Genomic DNA, 15481 nt, shown 5'->3' on the forward strand with positions numbered 1-15481 from the left:
GGTCTGCAGATCGCCGTCTACTACGGTCTCGCGGGTCTCGCGGTGGTCGTCGCCTACCGCAAGATGCTGCTGAAGTCCGTGGGCAACTTCTTCCTCGGCGGGCTGTGGCCGCTGTTCGGCGCCCTGTTCATGTTCTGGATCTTCGTCGAGTCCCTGGGCGAGCTGAGCGGCGCGGCGATCGCGATCGGCCTCGGTGGTCTGGCCGTCGGACTGATCCCGATGCTCTGGTACTGGAAGCAGGGCAGCGACTACTACCGGCCCGCCAGGCTCGACGCGACGCGCACGGTCGAGGCCGACTACGTCCCCGACGACCGCACGGCCGCGCGGGCCGGCGCCTACGAGGGTCTCCCCACCGACTTCTGAGGGAGAACCCGATGGCGCGAGACCGCTTCACGCCCGACTTCGATCCCGACTGCGGGGACTCGCCCCTCAGCTCGGCACGCCACGACATCGTGATCGGCCGCTGGCAGGGCCTGCGCGAACTGCTGCGGGCCACCGGCGCCGACTGGCTCTCCCGGGGGCACCGGATCCGGCAGCTCGCCCAGGCCTGCGCGGGGAGTTCGACGGTGGAGTCCTGGCTGGCCGCCGAGCCCCGCAGCGCCGACGCGCTGGTGCTGCGGGCGGCCACGGAGACGGCCAGGGCCTTCACACTGGCCATCTCCGCGGGCCGGGGGGTGCAGATCGACCGGGACCGTATCGACACCGCCGTCCTGGCCTGTCTGCAGGCCACCGAGGCGTGGCCGGAGGACCCCACGCCCTGGATCTCGCTGATCTCGGTGGCACGCCTGTATCCGGCAGGAGTGCGCCGACAGGAACTGGCGCGCTGGTGGGACGAGTTGCACCGACGCGACCCGTACAGCGTGGAGGGCCACCTCCAGGTGCTGCACTACTACTCGGCACGCTGGCACGGCACCCATGGCCTCATGTACGACTTCGCCCGCGACGCGGCCGGGGTCGCGCCGGCCGGCTGCGCGCTGCCGGTGCTGGTGCAGTACGCCCGGGTCGAGGAGTTCCGGTACGTCCTCGACGGCGCGCAGGGGCAGCACTCCGCGGTGGCGATGGGCCAGCACTGGAGCCACGACGGCGCCGTCAGCGACGTACGCCGCACCTGGCAGCGCTGGATCACGGGCCGCGGGGACACCCTCGTCGCCCCGGGCGAGCTGCGCGACCTGAACTACCTGACCCATGCGGCCTGTCTGGCGGGAGCGAACGACATCGCGGCCGCGCTGCTGCGTATGCAGGGCCGCCGGGTGACGCGTACTCCGTGGTCGTTCACCGGGGATCCGGAGAAGCAACTGGTGAAGTGGCGGGGTGACCTGCGGCTGCGCGGGTGATGCCGACCCTGATCCACTCCTGCCGCGTCATCGAGCTGCGGACGCGGTGCCAGACCGGGCGCTTCGCCTCGGCCTGTGCGGGGAGGGCGGAGCGGAATCAGGGGCGGCTGCCGTCCACAGCCTTGCGCCATGTTTCAGCACCTGCAACCAATCTGCAGTAATGGCCGGTAAATGTGCGGACAGGTCTTCGCCACGGACCGCAAAAGCGCCCGGGACCGGAGAAGTCAGGCCGCCATCAGGCCCCTGCCCAGCCAGTCCTTGGCATCCCTGACGCCGGGCAGCGCGAAGAAGTAGCCGCCGCCCGTCGGGGAGATGTAGTCGACGAGGGGTTCGTCGATCAGCCTGGTCTGGGTGGCTTCGAACTGCCGCCTGACGTCCTGCTGGTAGCAGCAGAAGGCCAGTCCCATGTCGAGGTTGCCGACGCTGTCGACGCCCCGGTCGTAGTTGTAGCCGCGGCGCAGGATGCGTGAACCGTCCGTCTTCGCGGTGCGCGGGTTGGCCCGGCGGATGTGCGCGTCGAGGGGGATCACCGTGCCGTGCGGGTCCTTGGCGTACTGGGGGATGTCGGTCTCCTTCGCGCCGTCCAGCGGGGCGCCGGTGTCCTTGCGGCGGCCGAACATCTTCTCCTGCTCGGTCAGGGAGACCCGGTCCCAGAACTCGACCAGCATCCGGATGATCCGGATCACCTGGTAGCTGCCGCCGGTCGCCCAGGCCGGCTCGCCCTGCCCGTCGCCCACCCAGATCAGACGGTCGGTCTCGCGCGCCGAGGTGACGTCCGGGTTGGCTATGCCGTCCTTGAAGCCGAGCAGATTGCGCTGGGCCCCGGTCGGGCGCGGGGCGTTCTGGAAGCCGTCGATGCGCCACTTGATCTGCATGCCGCCCCGGGTGTGCCGGGCGATGTCGCGCAGCGCGTGCAGCACGGTGTCCTGGCTGTTGGCGCACAGCTGCAACGACAGGTCGCCATGGCACTCGGCCGCATTCAGCCTGTCGTTCGGGAAGGTGCGCATCGGTGTCAGCCGGGCGGGCCGCGCCTTGGCCAGGCCGTAGCGGTCGTCGAAGAGGGAGGCGCCGACGCCGACGGTGACCGTCAGCGCGTCGGAGGGGACCTCGGGGCCGAGGATGCCGCTGTCGGAGGGAGGGGCGCCGACACCCAGGTCCGAGGGGGTGCCGCCGGCGGTGAGGAACCGGGCCCGCTCGGTGATCGTCCGCAGCAGGTCGGTGAGTTCGGCGCGGCTGTCGGCGATGACGTCGAGCGAGACGAACGTGGCCGCGGCGGGCGCCGGGGTGACGATTCCTGCCTGGTGCGCGCCGTGGAAGGGCACCTTCGTGGTGCGGGTGGCGTCGGCGGTCTGCGCTTCGGCCGTACCGCCCGTCTGCCCGAGTGCGAATCCTCCGCCGGCCAGGACCGCGCCCGCGGCCCCGGCGCCGAGCGCGCTCCGCACGAAGGAGCGGCGGCCGGTGCCGACCGGGTGGGCCGGGATCTCGGCAGAGGACATCGGAGGGTTCCCTTCTTCGTACGTGCCGGGGGTGGTGCTGGGGGTGGTGCCGTGCTCGATGTCCATCAGGCCGACTTCCTGATCTCCAGGAGGTCCGGCACCGGGGCGAGGTCTTCGAGGAGCCGGCCGGTGGCGCCGTTGACGCGCTCCCGGGCGGCGGCGTCGAGTTGACCGACGGGGGTCCACCGGTCGCCGTGGTGCGCCGCGTCCAGGAGCTGCTGGAGCCGGGCGATGTCCGCGTCGACCGTGGGGAGCAGCTTCGGGGCACGGGGGGTCAGCAACGGCCGGAGCACGGTGAGCAGTTCGCGGGTGCCGGCGAGGTTGGCGTCGGCGGTGGCGAGTCCGGTGCCGCTGCCCTGGTCGGTGTCCCCGGTGAGTTCGAACTGGAGCGTGTTCTCCAGGATCTCGTGGGCGCGCAGGGGCAGGTCGCCCGGGGCGAACTCCTGGGTGGGGAAGGCCTTCTGGAGTCCGTTCACCGCGTCGAGGAGCCGCTGCGCGGGCGCCTTGAGCTCGTCCGCGGACTGTCCGTGCCACAGCCCGTACTCGATGCGGTGGAAGCCGGTGAAGCCCTGGTCCCCCACGCCGCCCGGCAGTCCGTCGGGCCTGCCGTTGATCTGCTGGTCGAAGTCCTCGAAGGTGCCGTAGGCGGCGCCGAGGGAGGCGTAGGTGCGGTGCGCGGCCAGCCAGTCGGTACGGGCCTGGTCGAGGTGGTCGCCCTTGATGTCGTCGTTCAGCTTGCCGGTCTGGGTGACGAGCGTGGCCAGGCCCTGTTCGACGTACGCCTTGTACGCCTTCAGGGGCGCCGCCAGGTCGTTCTCCGACACCGGTACGACCGCCTCGGCGGCTCCTGTGCCGCTGACGGTGACGGCCTTGGAGGTGACGGCCCTTCCGCCGGTGGGAACGCAGCGCCAGGCGTATGTGCCGCCCGCGACGGTGGCGACCAGGTCCCGGGTGGTGCCGGGGGCCAGGCCCTCGATCTCGCCGTACACCGCGTCGGTGGCCGGGTCGATCAGGTACACCTCGGCGGTCTTGCCGCCGGTGTTGTGCATCTGGAAGGTCTGCCGTCCGGGCTCGGGCGCGGTGAATCCCCTGCCGCACTCGCTCTCGGACACGGCGACGGTCTGGGCGCCGGCCGGCTTGGGCCGGGCGAGGGCGACGACCATGCCGGCCACCACTGCGGGCACGGCGACGACTGCAACGGGAACGACCCAGGCGGGACGGCGGCGGGCCTTGGGGATGGCCCTCGGCTCCGGGGCGGGCTCCTCGGCGTCGGGGGATGCAGGCACCTCGGCGTCGGGGTGGGATTCGGCGGCGGAGGGTGCGGGCTCTTCGGACGCGGGAGCCGACTCGGACGCGGGATCCGACTCGGACGCGGTGTCTGCGGACTCGGTCGCCGGTGTGGCGCCCTCGGCCCGGGCGGCTGCCCGTTCGGCCGCGGCGGCGGCGCGTTCCGCCGCGTGGGCGGCGCGCTCGGCTGCCGCGGCGGCACGTTCGGCGGCGTCGGCGGCGGGCGTGGCCGTGCCGGTCCCTGCGGCAGCCGGTGCGGCGGCCGGCCTGGGCGTCAGCGCGGTCGCCCCGCGCACGAACAGGGTCATCACCACGGCGAGATAGCCGACGTACCCGACCACCTGGAGCCAGGTCATGGTCGGAGTCAGGTTGAACACGCCCTGCACCAGGGTGCTGTACCAGGAGCCGGCATCCACACTGCCGCCCAGGTCGACGGCGTACGAGGCCTTCCCGGGCAGTACCCCGCCCTCCTGGAGGTCGCGCAGACCGTAGCCGAGGACGCCGGCCGCGATGACGATGAGGACGGCGCCGGTCGCGGTGAAGAACTTCGAGAGGTTGATCTTCAGGACCCGCCGGTACAGGCCCCAGCACAGACCCGCCGCGAGGACGAGCCCGATTGCGGCGCCGGTCAGCGGGCCCGCGGACTCACCGGCCGCACGGGCCGTGGTCCACAGGAACAGGGCGGTCTCCAGGCCTTCGCGGCCGACCGCGAGGAACGACGTGAGGATCAGCACGCCCGAGCCCATGGCCAGCGCGCCGGTCACCTTCTCCCTGATGTCCCCCGAGAGGCTGCGGGCCGAACGGCGCATCCAGAACACCATGGTGGTGACGAACGCGACGGCGATCACGCTGAGGGTCCCGCCGAACGCCTCCTGGGCGGTGGCGGACAGGGAGGCCGCGGTGAACGTGAGGACGGCGCCGAAGCTCATCGCCAGGGCGACGGCGGCCAGCACGCCCGTCCACACCTGCGGCAGCCGTTTTCCGGCACCGGCCCGCACCAGGGTGGCCACCAGGATGGAAACGATGAGTCCGGCTTCGAGTCCCTCCCTCAGCCCGATGAGGAAACTCGGAAACGCGTCGTCCCACATGCCCTGCAACCCTCCCGACTTAGTGAAGGCATGCCTTACCTCCGCCGACCATCATGACTACACGCATGTAGCCACTCGGTCATGAAGCGGCAATGTGCGGGCAAAGCCCGGGAGCCGACGGGGAATCCATGGGGAACCAATAGGGGAACGATCCCCCTCGGGCGGTCGTCTACAGTTGCGTAGACCGTCTACAAAAATGTAGTCAGGACCGACCTGTTGCCGAACGAGACGAAAGCGGAGGGCCGGCGACGATGACCACTCCCCCACACCTGTCGTCGCAGCTCGCCGTCAATGTGCTGGACGCCCACTCACTGCTGGCCGCCTTCGGCGTGCTGGGCGTCGGCGTGGTGATGTTCGCCGAGACGGGGCTGCTGATCGGTTTCTTCCTGCCCGGCGACTCGCTGCTGTTCACGGCGGGTCTGCTGTGTGCCGGCACGGCCGACCGGGGCCTGAAGCTGTCGCTGGCGCCACTGCTGGTCGCGGCGGCGGTGGGCGCACTGGCCGGCTCGCAGTGCGGGTATCTGCTGGGCCGCAAGGCGGGCGGAGCCCTGCTCACGCGCAGCCGCTCGGCCCGGCTGCACGAGGGCGCGCAACGCGCCGAGGAACTGCTGGAGCGCTACGGCCACGCGAAGGCGATCGTGCTGGCCCGCTTCGTGCCGGTGGTGCGGACGGTGCTGAACCCGATGGCCGGAGCGCTCGGCGTGCCCGCCCGGACCTTCACCGTGTGGCAGGTGACCGGCGGGCTCGTGTGGAGCATCGGGCTGACCCTCGCCGGGTATGCGCTCGGCTCCTCGATCACCGGCATCGACAAGTACCTGCTGCCGGTGATCGCGCTGATCGTGCTGGTCTCGCTGCTCCCGCTCGTCACCGAGGTGCTGCGCTCCCGCAAGGCCGCCAAGGAGGCTCGCGGATGATTCTTGCGTTCCCGGGATCGGCGGACGCCGGGTCGAAGCCGGCGGTGTCATGAACCGCAGGGGGCTGCCGTCATGAACCGCAAGGGCGTCGCGGAACTCGCGGGCAGCGTCGGGCTCGGTGCCTGGACGGCGTTCGTGGTGCTGACCATGGTCGTGGTCGGCGGCCACGGGGCTCCGCTGTTCCTGGACGGGGATCTGCTGTCCTGGTCGCTCGCCCATCGGCCGGACGTCGCGGTGGCGTCGGCCCGTGGGGTGACGGCCACGGGGACGGGGATCATCCCGTACGCGCTGGTGGTGCTGGCCGGCCTGTTCGTGGGCCGCACGCCGCGCCGGCGGCTGGTCGCGGCGCTGCTGGGGGCCGCCTGCCTCGGTGCCGCCCAGGCCGTGCGCTACGGCGTGATGGAACTGGTCGCCAGGGCCCGCCCGCCGATGGCCGACTGGCAGACGCACGCCTCGGGCTGGGCGTTCCCCTCCGGACATGCCACCACGTCGGCCGTCACGGCCGGGTTGGTGATCCTCGCCATATGGATGCGCGCCCCGCGCGGCCGGACACCGATGTGCCTCGCCGTGGGCTGCTGGGGCGTACTGGTCGGGCTGACCCGGGTCTTTCTCGGCGTGCACTGGTTCACCGACGTACTGGGCGGCTGGCTGTTCGCCGTGGGCTGGCTCGGGGTCTGCGTGTGTGCGGCGGCCTGGTGGCTCCCCGCGGGGCTCATCGAGGACCTGGCCTCCCACCGGGACACGGCCGATGGGCCGCCGGAGGAGCACACGCCCCGGGATCCGGGGCATCCAGGACGATCACGCCCTGTGTGACGTTCCGCGGCGCGGCCCGCGGTGTGACACCGGGGCGTGCCGCTGCGCTGTACGGAATGGCCTGAGGGGGCCGTGGTGCTCGCTCCCCCCGAATGGACGAGTGACCACGCGCCGGGCAGGCAGGCGTTCCCCCGTCGTCTGCCTGCCCGGCGCGAACTTCGGGCCCGGACACGGGCGGCTTGACGGCCCGGGTAACCTGGGCACGCCGCGCCCAAATGATCTTCAATCGTGATAATTCGGGTCTGCGGCGTTCAGGTGTTGTCGTGAGTCGGGTGGGTGCACACGTGCTGCTGGCGGACCGCTACGAGCTGGAAGAGCTACTGGGACGCGGCGCGATGGGCGAGGTGTGGCGGTCTGCCGACCAGGTCCTCGGACGCCCCGTCGCGGTCAAGCTCCTGCGGGCGGAAGAGGCGACGGACACCGAGCGGTTCCGGATGGAGGCGCAGATCGCGGGCCGCCTCAACCACCCCAATGTGGTGGGCGTGTACGACTTCGGCGCCCACGACGGTCAGCTGTACCTGGTCATGGAGCTCGTCGACGGCTGGAGCCTGGCCCAGGAGCGCTCGCTGCGCGGCGCCCTGGACCCGCAGGAGGCGGCCGCCGTCGCGGCGCAGGTGGCCGCGGGCCTGTCCGCGGCGCACCGCGAGGGAGTGATCCACCGGGACATCAAGCCCGCCAACGTCATGCTGACCTCCGGTCGCGCCGCGAAGATCACCGACTTCGGGATCGCCCGCTTCACCGGCGACGCCGGCAACACGCTCACCGCCACCGGCAAGGTCCTCGGCACCGCCGACTATCTGGCCCCCGAGCGCGCCCTGGGACGCCCGGCGCAGCCCGCCTCCGACGTCTACTCGCTCGGCTGCGTGCTGTACGAACTGCTCACCGGCCGGCCCCCGTTCCGCGGCTCGACCTCGCTGGCCGTGGTGCAGCAGCACGTCGACGTCCAGCCCCCGGCGCCGGCCCGACTGCGCCCGGAGATACCCCCGCTGCTCTCCGAGTATCTGCTGCACCTGCTCGCCAAGGACCCGGCCCACCGGCCGACCGCAGGGCAGGCGGCCAACTGGCTTGCCACGCAGGAGTGGAAGCCATCCGCCGTGGAACCGGCCGACACCGCTGCCATGCCCGTTCCGATCGTCCCGTCGTCCGTGCCCCCGCAGACCGCCGTCGCCGACGCCCCGCACTCCCGGCGGCGCGGCTCACGGACACTGTCCTCGCGGGCCGTTCTGGGCGGTGCGGCCATCGCCGTGTTCGGCGCGGCCGTCGCCCTCGGCGCCTCGCTCGGCTCGGGCGACAACGGCCCGTCGTCGCCGACTTCGCCCACCCCGGTGACCGTCGAGTCCGCACCTGTCGACGAGACCCCGAGCCCCGAGGCGACTTCGGCCGCCCCGTCCCCCACGGAGCCGCAAGGAGGGGATCACAAGGGCGACCAGGGCAACGGCGGGCACGGCAGGGGCAAGCACGGAAAGGACAGGAACTCCGACGGCTGAGGGCTACAGCGACTTGCGTCGGATCAGCAGGGCGAGCACCAGCAGGCCCGGCACCAGGGGCAGCCAGACGGTCAGGAGGCGGTAGCCGAGCACCACGGACGCCGCCGTGGCACCGGGGGCTCCGGAGGAGGTGAGCGCGAGGGCGAGCGCCGCGTCGAGGGAGCCGAGGCCGCCCGGGGTGGGCAGCAGGGCGGCGGCACTGCTGGCGGCGAGGTACAGCAGCGCCACCCGGACCGGGGGCAGCGGGAGGGCGACGGCCCGGGTGACCGCGATCAGCACCAGGGAGTGCAGGGCGGCGAAGCCGAGCGAGCCGCCCCACAGCGCGGCCGCGCGCCGCGGATCGGCGTGCACGGCGCGGATGTCGGCGAGTACGGCCGCCAGGGCGCACTGGCACCGGGGCCACAGGGGGCTGTTGAGCAGGAGGACCACGAGGGCGGCCGCGGCGGGTACGGCGACGAGCGCGGCCAGGGGGATGTCCGGGATGCGCAGCAGGCCGGGGCAGGCCGGGGCGAGCGCCGCGATCAGGGCGCCGCGGGCCACCGCTCCGGCCGTCGCCTTGACCGCGAGGGCGCTGGCCGCGCGGCCCGCCGGAAGTCCGCAGCGCATCAGGAACCGCACGTTGACCGCGCCCGCTCCGAGACCGGCGGGCAGGACGTGGTTGGCGGCCGAGGCGGCGAACTGGGCGGCGACCAGGCGTCCGCCGGGCAGTGGCCGGGTGACCGCGCCCTGCTGGGCGAGTGCCGAGGACACCCAGGTCGCGGCCGCGGCCGTGGCGCCCACCAGCAGCCATCCCTGGTCGGCGACGGCCAGCCGCAGGGCCCCGGTGTGGAGCGCGGGCCAGTGCCGCAGCGCCAAGTAGGCCGCGCACATCAGGACGGCGAGACAGGCGGCGGCCTGCCAGTAGGCCCGTCGGCGGCCGAGGGCGGGCGCGATGCTCGTCGAGGAGGTCATGAGCCGGCTGCCGGACCGGCGTAGTAGAGGCGGAGCGCGCCCACGGGCACGAACTGCCAGTCGCGGGCGTAGGCGGGCGGGCGCTTGTCCGTGGCGACGAGCGTGGCGACGGGCATACGGCGTGCGGTCCCGGCGATGACCGCCGCCGTGCTGTTGGCGTTGTGGCCCGCGGTCGCGGCGGAGGAGCAGCCGGCGTAGAAGGCGATGGGGATCGCGTCGTGCCCGGTGACGAGGCAGGGCGGGCTGACGCCCAGGTGGTGCAGTTCGGCGGCGGTGCGGGCCCAGCCGCGACGGGCCTGGGTGTTCCTGCCGACGGTGTGCTCCAGGACGGCGTACTGCACCGCCAGATGACCGGCGAGACCGAGCGCGACCAGGGTCACGGCCACCGGCCGCCAGGCTCCGCCGGGCGCGGTCATCAGGTGGACGAGCGCAGCGGCGACGGGGAGGGCGAGCAGGGCGTAGGCGGGCAGCAGGAAGCGGGGTGCCGCGTATCCGATCATGAACAGGTACGGGAACGCGGCGGTGGCGCCGCAGGCCAGCGGCACGAGGGTGGCGACGGTGCGGCGCGCCCGGACGGCGACGACCAGGCCCAACACGGCGAACAGGGGCAGGACGAGCCACCAGACGGTGATCACCGGGGCGGGCATGGCTCCCGTGCACGGGCGGCACAGGGCCCGCCCGCCCAGGCTGCGCAGTTGGTCGGCGACGGCGACGTGCCAGCCGAGGCCGCCCTGGATCGCGGAGCCGTCCGAGAGCCGCTGCGCGAGGCCGCCGTAATCGACGTACGCCTCGATCACCCACTCCGCGGCCCCGGACGCGAGCCCGGCCAGCAGGAAGGCGAGCGGCCGCCACAGCCGGCGGTACAGCGCGAGGGCGACCAGGGGCAGGGTCGCCCAGACCGCGTCGGTGGGCCGCATCCACGCCATCAGCGCCCCGCTCGCGGCCAGGCCCCACAGGGCGGCGCGGTCGCTGCGGTCGGCGCGGGCGCGCAGTAAGCAGGCGGCAGCGGCGAGTGCGCCGACGGCGACCCAGTAGTTGGGCATGGCCTGTGGGCCGTAGAAGAGCGTCACCCAGAGCGAGGCGAACAGGCCGCCGGCCAGGGCCAGTACGCGGACCGGGAAGAGTCCTCGCCATGCGCCCAGCGCCAGGAACAGGGCGAGGCCGGACAGCAGAGCGAGGTAGATCCGCAGCAGTGCGGTGGACGACGACCAGGCGGAGATCGGCGCCACGAGCAGCGAGATGCCACGGGCGCGGGGTGCGCTGAAGTAGGCCGCCGGGGCCTGTGAGCTGAACTGGCTGACGTACACCGTCTCGTCCCAGCCGAGGCCCATCCCGGGGTGCACGATGAGGAGCTGGGCGAGCGTGAAGGCGGCCGCCACGGCGGCGAGGGGGCGTGTGGCGCGGGCGCCTCGGCCGCCGTCGGGCATGTCCCCGGCTCGGCCGCGTCGCGCCCCGTCGAGCATGGCGTTCGTGCTGCCGGCCATCGTCCACCCCTCTGCCCCTACAGCTCGTAGGAGCCCCATCACACCCTACAGCCTGTAGTGGCCAAGGGTGGAAATCACAGAGATAACAGAGAAAACAGAGAAATGAGAAATACGGGATTCGCGAGAATCATGGTCAAACTAGCCCGCATCGGAGGAATGTGCAGCAGGGGTACGGCCATACGAATGACGGCCCTACGCGCTGTAAGGTTGGGACATGGCTGGCACAGGGTCCCGGGGCAGGGTGGAGAGGCGCAGCGCCGGGGAGTTGGAGAGCGAGGTCCTGGCCACGCTGTGGGCCACCGAGCGGCCGCTGACGCCGGCCGAGATCCAGGCGGACCTCGACGGCGGGCTCGCCTACAACACGGTGCACACCATCCTCAAGCGGCTGTACGACAAGGGGCTCGTCCTGCGTGACGCGGACGGGCGGCGCGGCGCGTACCGGCCCGCGAAGAACGCGGCCGAGCTGACCGCCGAGGCGATGCACGAGGCCCTGGACCGCGGCCCCGACCCGATCGCCGCGCTGCAGCAGTTCGTGTCCGGACTGAGCACCGAGGAGGAACGGGCACTGCGCGAACTGCTCGGCGGAGGCGCCGCATGAGGTTCGACGTCTACACCCCGCTGCTGCTGGCGCTGCTGCTCCCCGCCGTCAGCCCGGTGATCGGCAGACGGGTCGCCCCCGCGCTCGCCGCCCGCGTCCTGGTCTCCGCGGCCGTCCTGACCGCGGCGGCCACCACCTGGTCCCTGGTCCTGCTCGCCACCGCGCTGCTCGGGGACGCGCCGCCGGTCGTCCGGGAGGCCCGCGAGGACGGGCACCGTATCGCCGATCCGGTGCCCGAGGTGATCGGGGTCGCCGCGTGTCTGGCCCTGGCCGTCGTCGCCTGGCGCGTGCACCGGGCCCTGCGGACGGAGCGCTCCACGCGCCGGGCACTGCGACGGCTGTGCGAAGGGCAGCCGGCGGACACCGAGTTGATCGTCGCCGCGTCTGCCGTGCCGCAGGCCTTCGCGATCCCCGGTCGTCCGGGCCGGATCCTGGTCACCTCCGCCATGCTGTGCGCGCTCGAACCCGCGGAGCGCCGGGTCCTGCTCGCCCACGAACGTGCCCATCTGACGGACCGGCACGGCCTGCTGGTGACCGCGGCCACGCTCGCCGCCGCGGCGAACCCCCTGCTCACACCGGTCCGTGACGCCGTGGCCTTCCTCGTGGAACGCGGGGCGGACGAGCGGGCGGCGGACGCCGTCGGGGACCGCGCGGCCACCGCCCGCGCCCTGGCCCGCGCCGCCCTCACCGCGGGCCGGGTCTGGCCCACGTGCACGCTGAACTTCACCGACCGCGCCGTCACCCGCCGTATCGCGGCCCTCCAGACGGCCCCACCGCCCCGCATGCTGTCGGCCGCCGCGGCCGTGCTCGCCCTGGGCGCCCTCCCGGCCCTCCTGGCCGCCGACGCGACGGGCGACCTGTACGGCCTGCTGGCAAGCGTACTGACCTGACCTCGTGCACCGGAGCGGAGCGGCTGTCGCGGCGATCCCGCTCAGCCGCTGTTCGGGCCGCGGTGCGGTGGCTGTTCGGGGGCCGGGCGCAGCGGTGTCGCGGGTACCGGGCGCACGGTCGGGCCGTCGGTGTCGAGGGTGAGCGGCTCGCCATGGTGGTGGATCGTCAGCGGGTCACCGTCCAGGAGTGTGTAGACGGCCTTGTCGGCCTCGATCTCCACCCGCAGCCGACGGCCGAGGAACTGCAGGCCGAAGGCCAGCCGACGGAACCTCTCCGGCAGTCGCGGGGCGAACCGCAGTCCGTCGCCGGACCGGCGCAGCCCGCCGAACCCCGCCACCAGCACCATCCAGGTACCGGCCAGGGACGCGATGTGCAGTCCGTCCCGGGTGTTGTGCTCCAGGTCCTCCAGGTCCATCAGGGCGGCCTCGGCCGCGTAGTCGTAGGCGAGCCGCAGATGGCCCGCCTGCGCGGCGATGACCCCCTGGCAGCACGCGGACAGCGAGGAGTCCCGTACGGTCAGCGGCTCGTAGTAGGCGAAGTTGCGGGCGATGTGGTCGTCGTCGAAGAACGCGCCGCAGGTGTACATGGCCAGCACCAGGTCGGCCTGTTTGACGACCTGCTTGCGGTAGAGGTCGAAGTACGGGAAGTTCAGCAGCAGCGGGTACTGGTCGGGGCGGGTGCCGGCGAAGTCCCAGCGCTGGTAGCGGGTGAACCCGGCGTGCTGTTCGTGGACACCCAGCTCGCGGTTGTAGGGCAGGTGCACGGCCTCGGCGGCGTCCCGCCAGGCGGCGCTCTCCTCCTCGTCGACGCCGAGCCGCTCCGCCTCCTGCGGATACCGGGCGACGACGTCGGCCGCGGCGAGCAGGTTCGCGCGCGCCATCAGATTCGTGTACGTGTTGTCGTCGGCGACCGCGCTGTACTCGTCGGGGCCGGTGACGCCGTCGATGTGGAAGACACCGTGCGGGTCGTGATGGCCCAGCGACCGCCACAGCCGGGCCGTCTCCACCAGCAGTTCGACACCGGTCTCCCGCTCGAAGGCCGTGTCCCCCGTGGCCTCGACGTAACGGATGACGGCGTCGGCTATGTCGGCGTTCACATGGAACGCCGCGGTGCCGGCCGGCCAGTACGCCGAGCCCTCGGAGCCCTCGATGGTCCGCCAGGGGAACGCGGCGCCGTCCAGGCCGAGCTGGGTCGCCCGCTCCCGGGCCGCGGGCAGCGTGTTGTGCCGCCAGCGCAGCGCCTCGGCGACGGTCGACGGGGCGGTGTAGGTGAGGACGGGCAGCACGAACATCTCGGTGTCCCAGAAGGCGTGCCCGTCGTATCCGGAGCCGGTCAGGCCCTTGGCGGGGATCGCTCGCTGCTCGGCGCGGGCCCCTGCCTGCAGGACGTGGAACAGGGCGAAGCGGACGGCCTGCTGGATCTCCTCGTCGCCGTCCACCTCGATGTCCGCGCGGGCCCAGAAGTCGTCCAGAAAGGCGTGCTGTTCGTCCAGCAGCCCCTGCCAGCCGTCGTGCGCGGCGGCGGCGAGGGCGGCGTCCACCTGGTCGGCCATGGCGGGCAGGGAGCGGTTGCCGGACCAGCCGTGGGCGACGAACTTCTCCACGCGCAGCCGTTGTCCCGGCTCCAGTACGGCGGTGACGGTCAGCCGGGCCACGTCCGTGTCGCTCTCGCTCCGGGTCGTGGTCCGCTCGGGGCCGGTGACGACATGGTCGGCGGCCGCCGCCACCCGCAGACCGCTGCGCCGGGTGCGGTGCACCAGCCGCAGCCGGCGGCCGGAGGCGAAGTGGTCCTCCTGCTCCAGCGGCGAGTGGAGCGCGACCGCCGCGCGCGGATCGCCGTTGGACCCGGGCAGCTGCTCGTTGGCGACCAGTTCCGACTGGATCACCACCCGGGAGCGCGCGCCGACGGCCTCCACCTCGTACGCCACGGCCGCCACCGCCCGCTGGGTGAGCGACACCAGCCGCGTGGAGCGCACCCGGACCATCGAGCCCGCCGGGGAGGTCCACTCGCAGGTCCGCTCCAGTACGCCCCGGCGCAGGTCCAGCGTGCGTTCGTGGGCGACGAGCCGGCCGTAGCGCAGGTCGAACGGTTCGTCGTCGACGAGCAGCCGCAGGATCTTGCCGTTGGTGACGTTGATGACCGTCTGGCCCGACTCCGGATAGCCGTAGCCCGCCTCGGCGTACGGCAGCGGATGCACCTCGTGCACACCGTTGAGATAGCTGCCGGGCAGGCCGTGCGGCTCGCCCTCGTCGAGGTTTCCGCGCCAGCCGACATGGCCGTTGGACAGCGCGAACACGGACTCGCTCTGCGCGAGGACGTCCAGGTTGAGGTCGGTCTCGCGCACGGCCCACGGTTCGACCGTGTACGCCCGGTGGGTGATCACCGCTTGCCTCCCAGCTCGGCGAGGTCCTCGACGACGACGTCCGCGCCGTGCGCGTACAGCGCGGCGGCCTGTCCGACGCGGTCGACACCGACCACGTATCCGAAGCCGCCGGCGCGGCCCGCGTCCATGCCGGCCAGCGCGTCCTCGAAGACGGCTGCCGCGGAGGGCTCGACACCGAGGTCGCGGGCGGCGGCCAGGAAGGTGTCCGGGTGCGGTTTGCCGGGCAGCTTCCGTTCGCTCGCGACGATCCCGTCGATCCGTACGTCGAAGAGGTGCTCGGCGCCGACGGAGCGCAGTACGTCACGGCAGTTGGCGCTGGAGGAGACGATCGCGGTGCGCAGCCCGTGGGCGCGGACGGCCTCGACGTAGCGCAGGGTGCCCTCGTAGGCCTCGACACCGAAGGTGCGGATCTTCGCGAGGAGCAGGTCGTTCTTGCGGTTGCCGAGGCCGTGGACGGTATGCGCGTCCGGCGGGTCGTCGGGGGCGCCCTCGGGCAGTGCGATGCCGCGGGAGTCGAGAAAGGTCCGCACCCCGTCGGCGCGTGGACGTCCGTCGACGTACTCGTCGTACTCCGCGTCGGCGTCGAACGGCCGGCCCTGCTCGCCCTCGTAGTCGCGCAGGAACTCGTCGAACGCCTCCTTCCAGGCGGCCGCGTGGACGACGGCCGTCTTGGTGACGACCCCGTCGAGGTCGAAGAGACAGGCCAGGATGGTGTCGGGCAGACCGAGCTCAGTCATACCCAGCACCCTTCCCCC

Annotated in this window: 12 protein-coding genes and 1 pseudogene; 7 read left to right on the plus strand and 6 right to left on the minus strand. The window is 72.8% G+C overall.

Annotated features, from left to right (window positions below):
* Together AB0I54_RS23020 and AB0I54_RS23025 are read left to right on the plus strand one after the other, a co-directional pair.
* Positions 1-363: pseudogene (locus AB0I54_RS23020) on the plus strand (APC family permease); the annotation flags it as partial.
* Positions 364-374: 11 nt separating this feature from the next.
* Complete coding sequence (locus AB0I54_RS23025) at positions 375-1334, plus strand: hypothetical protein (protein WP_363297976.1); 960 nt, start codon at positions 375-377, stop codon at positions 1332-1334.
* A gap of 224 nt (positions 1335-1558) precedes the next feature.
* Here AB0I54_RS23025 and efeB read toward each other — a convergent pair whose 3' ends face one another.
* Both efeB and efeU read right to left on the minus strand, forming a co-directional pair.
* Complete coding sequence (gene efeB, locus AB0I54_RS23030) at positions 1559-2830, minus strand: iron uptake transporter deferrochelatase/peroxidase subunit (protein WP_363298200.1); 1272 nt, start codon at positions 2828-2830, stop codon at positions 1559-1561.
* A 65-nt stretch (positions 2831-2895) separates the two neighbouring features.
* On the minus strand, positions 2896-5205 hold the full coding sequence (efeU, locus tag AB0I54_RS23035) for an iron uptake transporter permease EfeU (protein ID WP_363297977.1): 2310 nt from the start codon (positions 5203-5205) through the stop codon (positions 2896-2898).
* A gap of 251 nt (positions 5206-5456) precedes the next feature.
* Here efeU and AB0I54_RS23040 point away from each other — a divergent pair, with 251 nt between their 5' ends.
* The 3 genes from AB0I54_RS23040 (at position 5457) to AB0I54_RS23050 (ending at position 8419) form a co-directional block, all read left to right on the plus strand.
* Complete coding sequence (locus AB0I54_RS23040; RefSeq protein WP_363297978.1) at positions 5457-6119, plus strand: DedA family protein; 663 nt, start codon at positions 5457-5459, stop codon at positions 6117-6119.
* A gap of 72 nt (positions 6120-6191) precedes the next feature.
* Positions 6192-6932 carry a phosphatase PAP2 family protein gene (locus tag AB0I54_RS23045; protein WP_363297979.1) on the plus strand — a complete coding sequence of 247 codons (741 nt, stop codon included), beginning with the start codon at positions 6192-6194 and terminating at the stop codon, positions 6930-6932.
* 272 nt (positions 6933-7204) lie between these two features.
* Positions 7205-8419 carry a protein kinase gene (locus AB0I54_RS23050; protein ID WP_363297980.1) on the plus strand — a complete coding sequence of 405 codons (1215 nt, stop codon included), beginning with the start codon at positions 7205-7207 and terminating at the stop codon, positions 8417-8419.
* Positions 8420-8422: 3 nt separating this feature from the next.
* On the opposite strand, the gene AB0I54_RS23055 is transcribed toward AB0I54_RS23050, so the two are convergent.
* Both AB0I54_RS23055 and AB0I54_RS23060 read right to left on the minus strand, forming a co-directional pair.
* Positions 8423-9370 carry a lysylphosphatidylglycerol synthase domain-containing protein gene (locus AB0I54_RS23055; RefSeq protein ID WP_363297981.1) on the minus strand — a complete coding sequence of 316 codons (948 nt, stop codon included), beginning with the start codon at positions 9368-9370 and terminating at the stop codon, positions 8423-8425.
* Positions 9367-10854 (minus strand): hypothetical protein, encoded by a 1488-nt coding sequence (locus AB0I54_RS23060; RefSeq protein ID WP_363297982.1) that lies wholly within the window; start codon positions 10852-10854, stop codon positions 9367-9369. Before AB0I54_RS23060 ends, AB0I54_RS23055 begins: the two co-directional genes overlap by 4 nt.
* Positions 10855-11068: 214 nt before the next feature.
* Between AB0I54_RS23060 and AB0I54_RS23065 the strand changes: the two genes are divergently transcribed.
* Positions 11069-11452, plus strand: coding sequence for a BlaI/MecI/CopY family transcriptional regulator (locus tag AB0I54_RS23065; RefSeq protein ID WP_363297983.1), 384 nt, complete (start codon positions 11069-11071; stop codon positions 11450-11452).
* A complete protein-coding gene (locus tag AB0I54_RS23070; protein ID WP_363297984.1) occupies positions 11449-12342 on the plus strand; it encodes a M48 family metalloprotease in 894 nt (297 codons plus the stop codon). Before AB0I54_RS23065 ends, AB0I54_RS23070 begins: the two co-directional genes overlap by 4 nt.
* A 41-nt stretch (positions 12343-12383) precedes the next feature.
* Here the strand turns inward: AB0I54_RS23070 and AB0I54_RS23075 are convergent, their stop codons facing one another.
* A complete protein-coding gene (locus AB0I54_RS23075) occupies positions 12384-14726 on the minus strand; it encodes a glycosyl hydrolase family 65 protein (protein ID WP_363297985.1) in 2343 nt (780 codons plus the stop codon).
* Complete coding sequence (locus tag AB0I54_RS23080; RefSeq protein ID WP_363297986.1) at positions 14723-15463, minus strand: beta-phosphoglucomutase family hydrolase; 741 nt, start codon at positions 15461-15463, stop codon at positions 14723-14725. The genes AB0I54_RS23075 and AB0I54_RS23080 overlap by 4 nt, the downstream gene beginning before the upstream one ends.
* Between the last annotated feature and the right edge of the window lie 18 nt (positions 15464-15481).

Origin of the sequence: Streptomyces sp. NPDC050625 (assembly GCF_040654755.1) — a bacterium.
Lineage (GTDB): Bacteria > Actinomycetota > Actinomycetes > Streptomycetales > Streptomycetaceae > Streptomyces.

Bases quoted from the DNA above. Each gene is read 5' to 3' on its own strand.
- AB0I54_RS23025 (WP_363297976.1), top strand. From the start codon at position 375: ATGGCGCGAGACCGCTTCACGCCCGACTTCGATCCCGACTGCGGGGAC.
- efeB (WP_363298200.1), bottom strand. From the start codon at position 2,830: ATGTCCTCTGCCGAGATCCCGGCCCACCCGGTCGGCACCGGCCGCCGC.
- efeU (WP_363297977.1), bottom strand. From the start codon at position 5,205: ATGTGGGACGACGCGTTTCCGAGTTTCCTCATCGGGCTGAGGGAGGGA.
- AB0I54_RS23040 (WP_363297978.1), top strand. From the start codon at position 5,457: ATGACCACTCCCCCACACCTGTCGTCGCAGCTCGCCGTCAATGTGCTG.
- AB0I54_RS23045 (WP_363297979.1), top strand. From the start codon at position 6,192: ATGAACCGCAAGGGCGTCGCGGAACTCGCGGGCAGCGTCGGGCTCGGT.
- AB0I54_RS23055 (WP_363297981.1), bottom strand. From the start codon at position 9,370: ATGACCTCCTCGACGAGCATCGCGCCCGCCCTCGGCCGCCGACGGGCC.
- AB0I54_RS23060 (WP_363297982.1), bottom strand. From the start codon at position 10,854: ATGGCCGGCAGCACGAACGCCATGCTCGACGGGGCGCGACGCGGCCGA.
- AB0I54_RS23065 (WP_363297983.1), top strand. From the start codon at position 11,069: ATGGCTGGCACAGGGTCCCGGGGCAGGGTGGAGAGGCGCAGCGCCGGG.
- AB0I54_RS23070 (WP_363297984.1), top strand. From the start codon at position 11,449: ATGAGGTTCGACGTCTACACCCCGCTGCTGCTGGCGCTGCTGCTCCCC.
- AB0I54_RS23080 (WP_363297986.1), bottom strand. From the start codon at position 15,463: ATGACTGAGCTCGGTCTGCCCGACACCATCCTGGCCTGTCTCTTCGAC.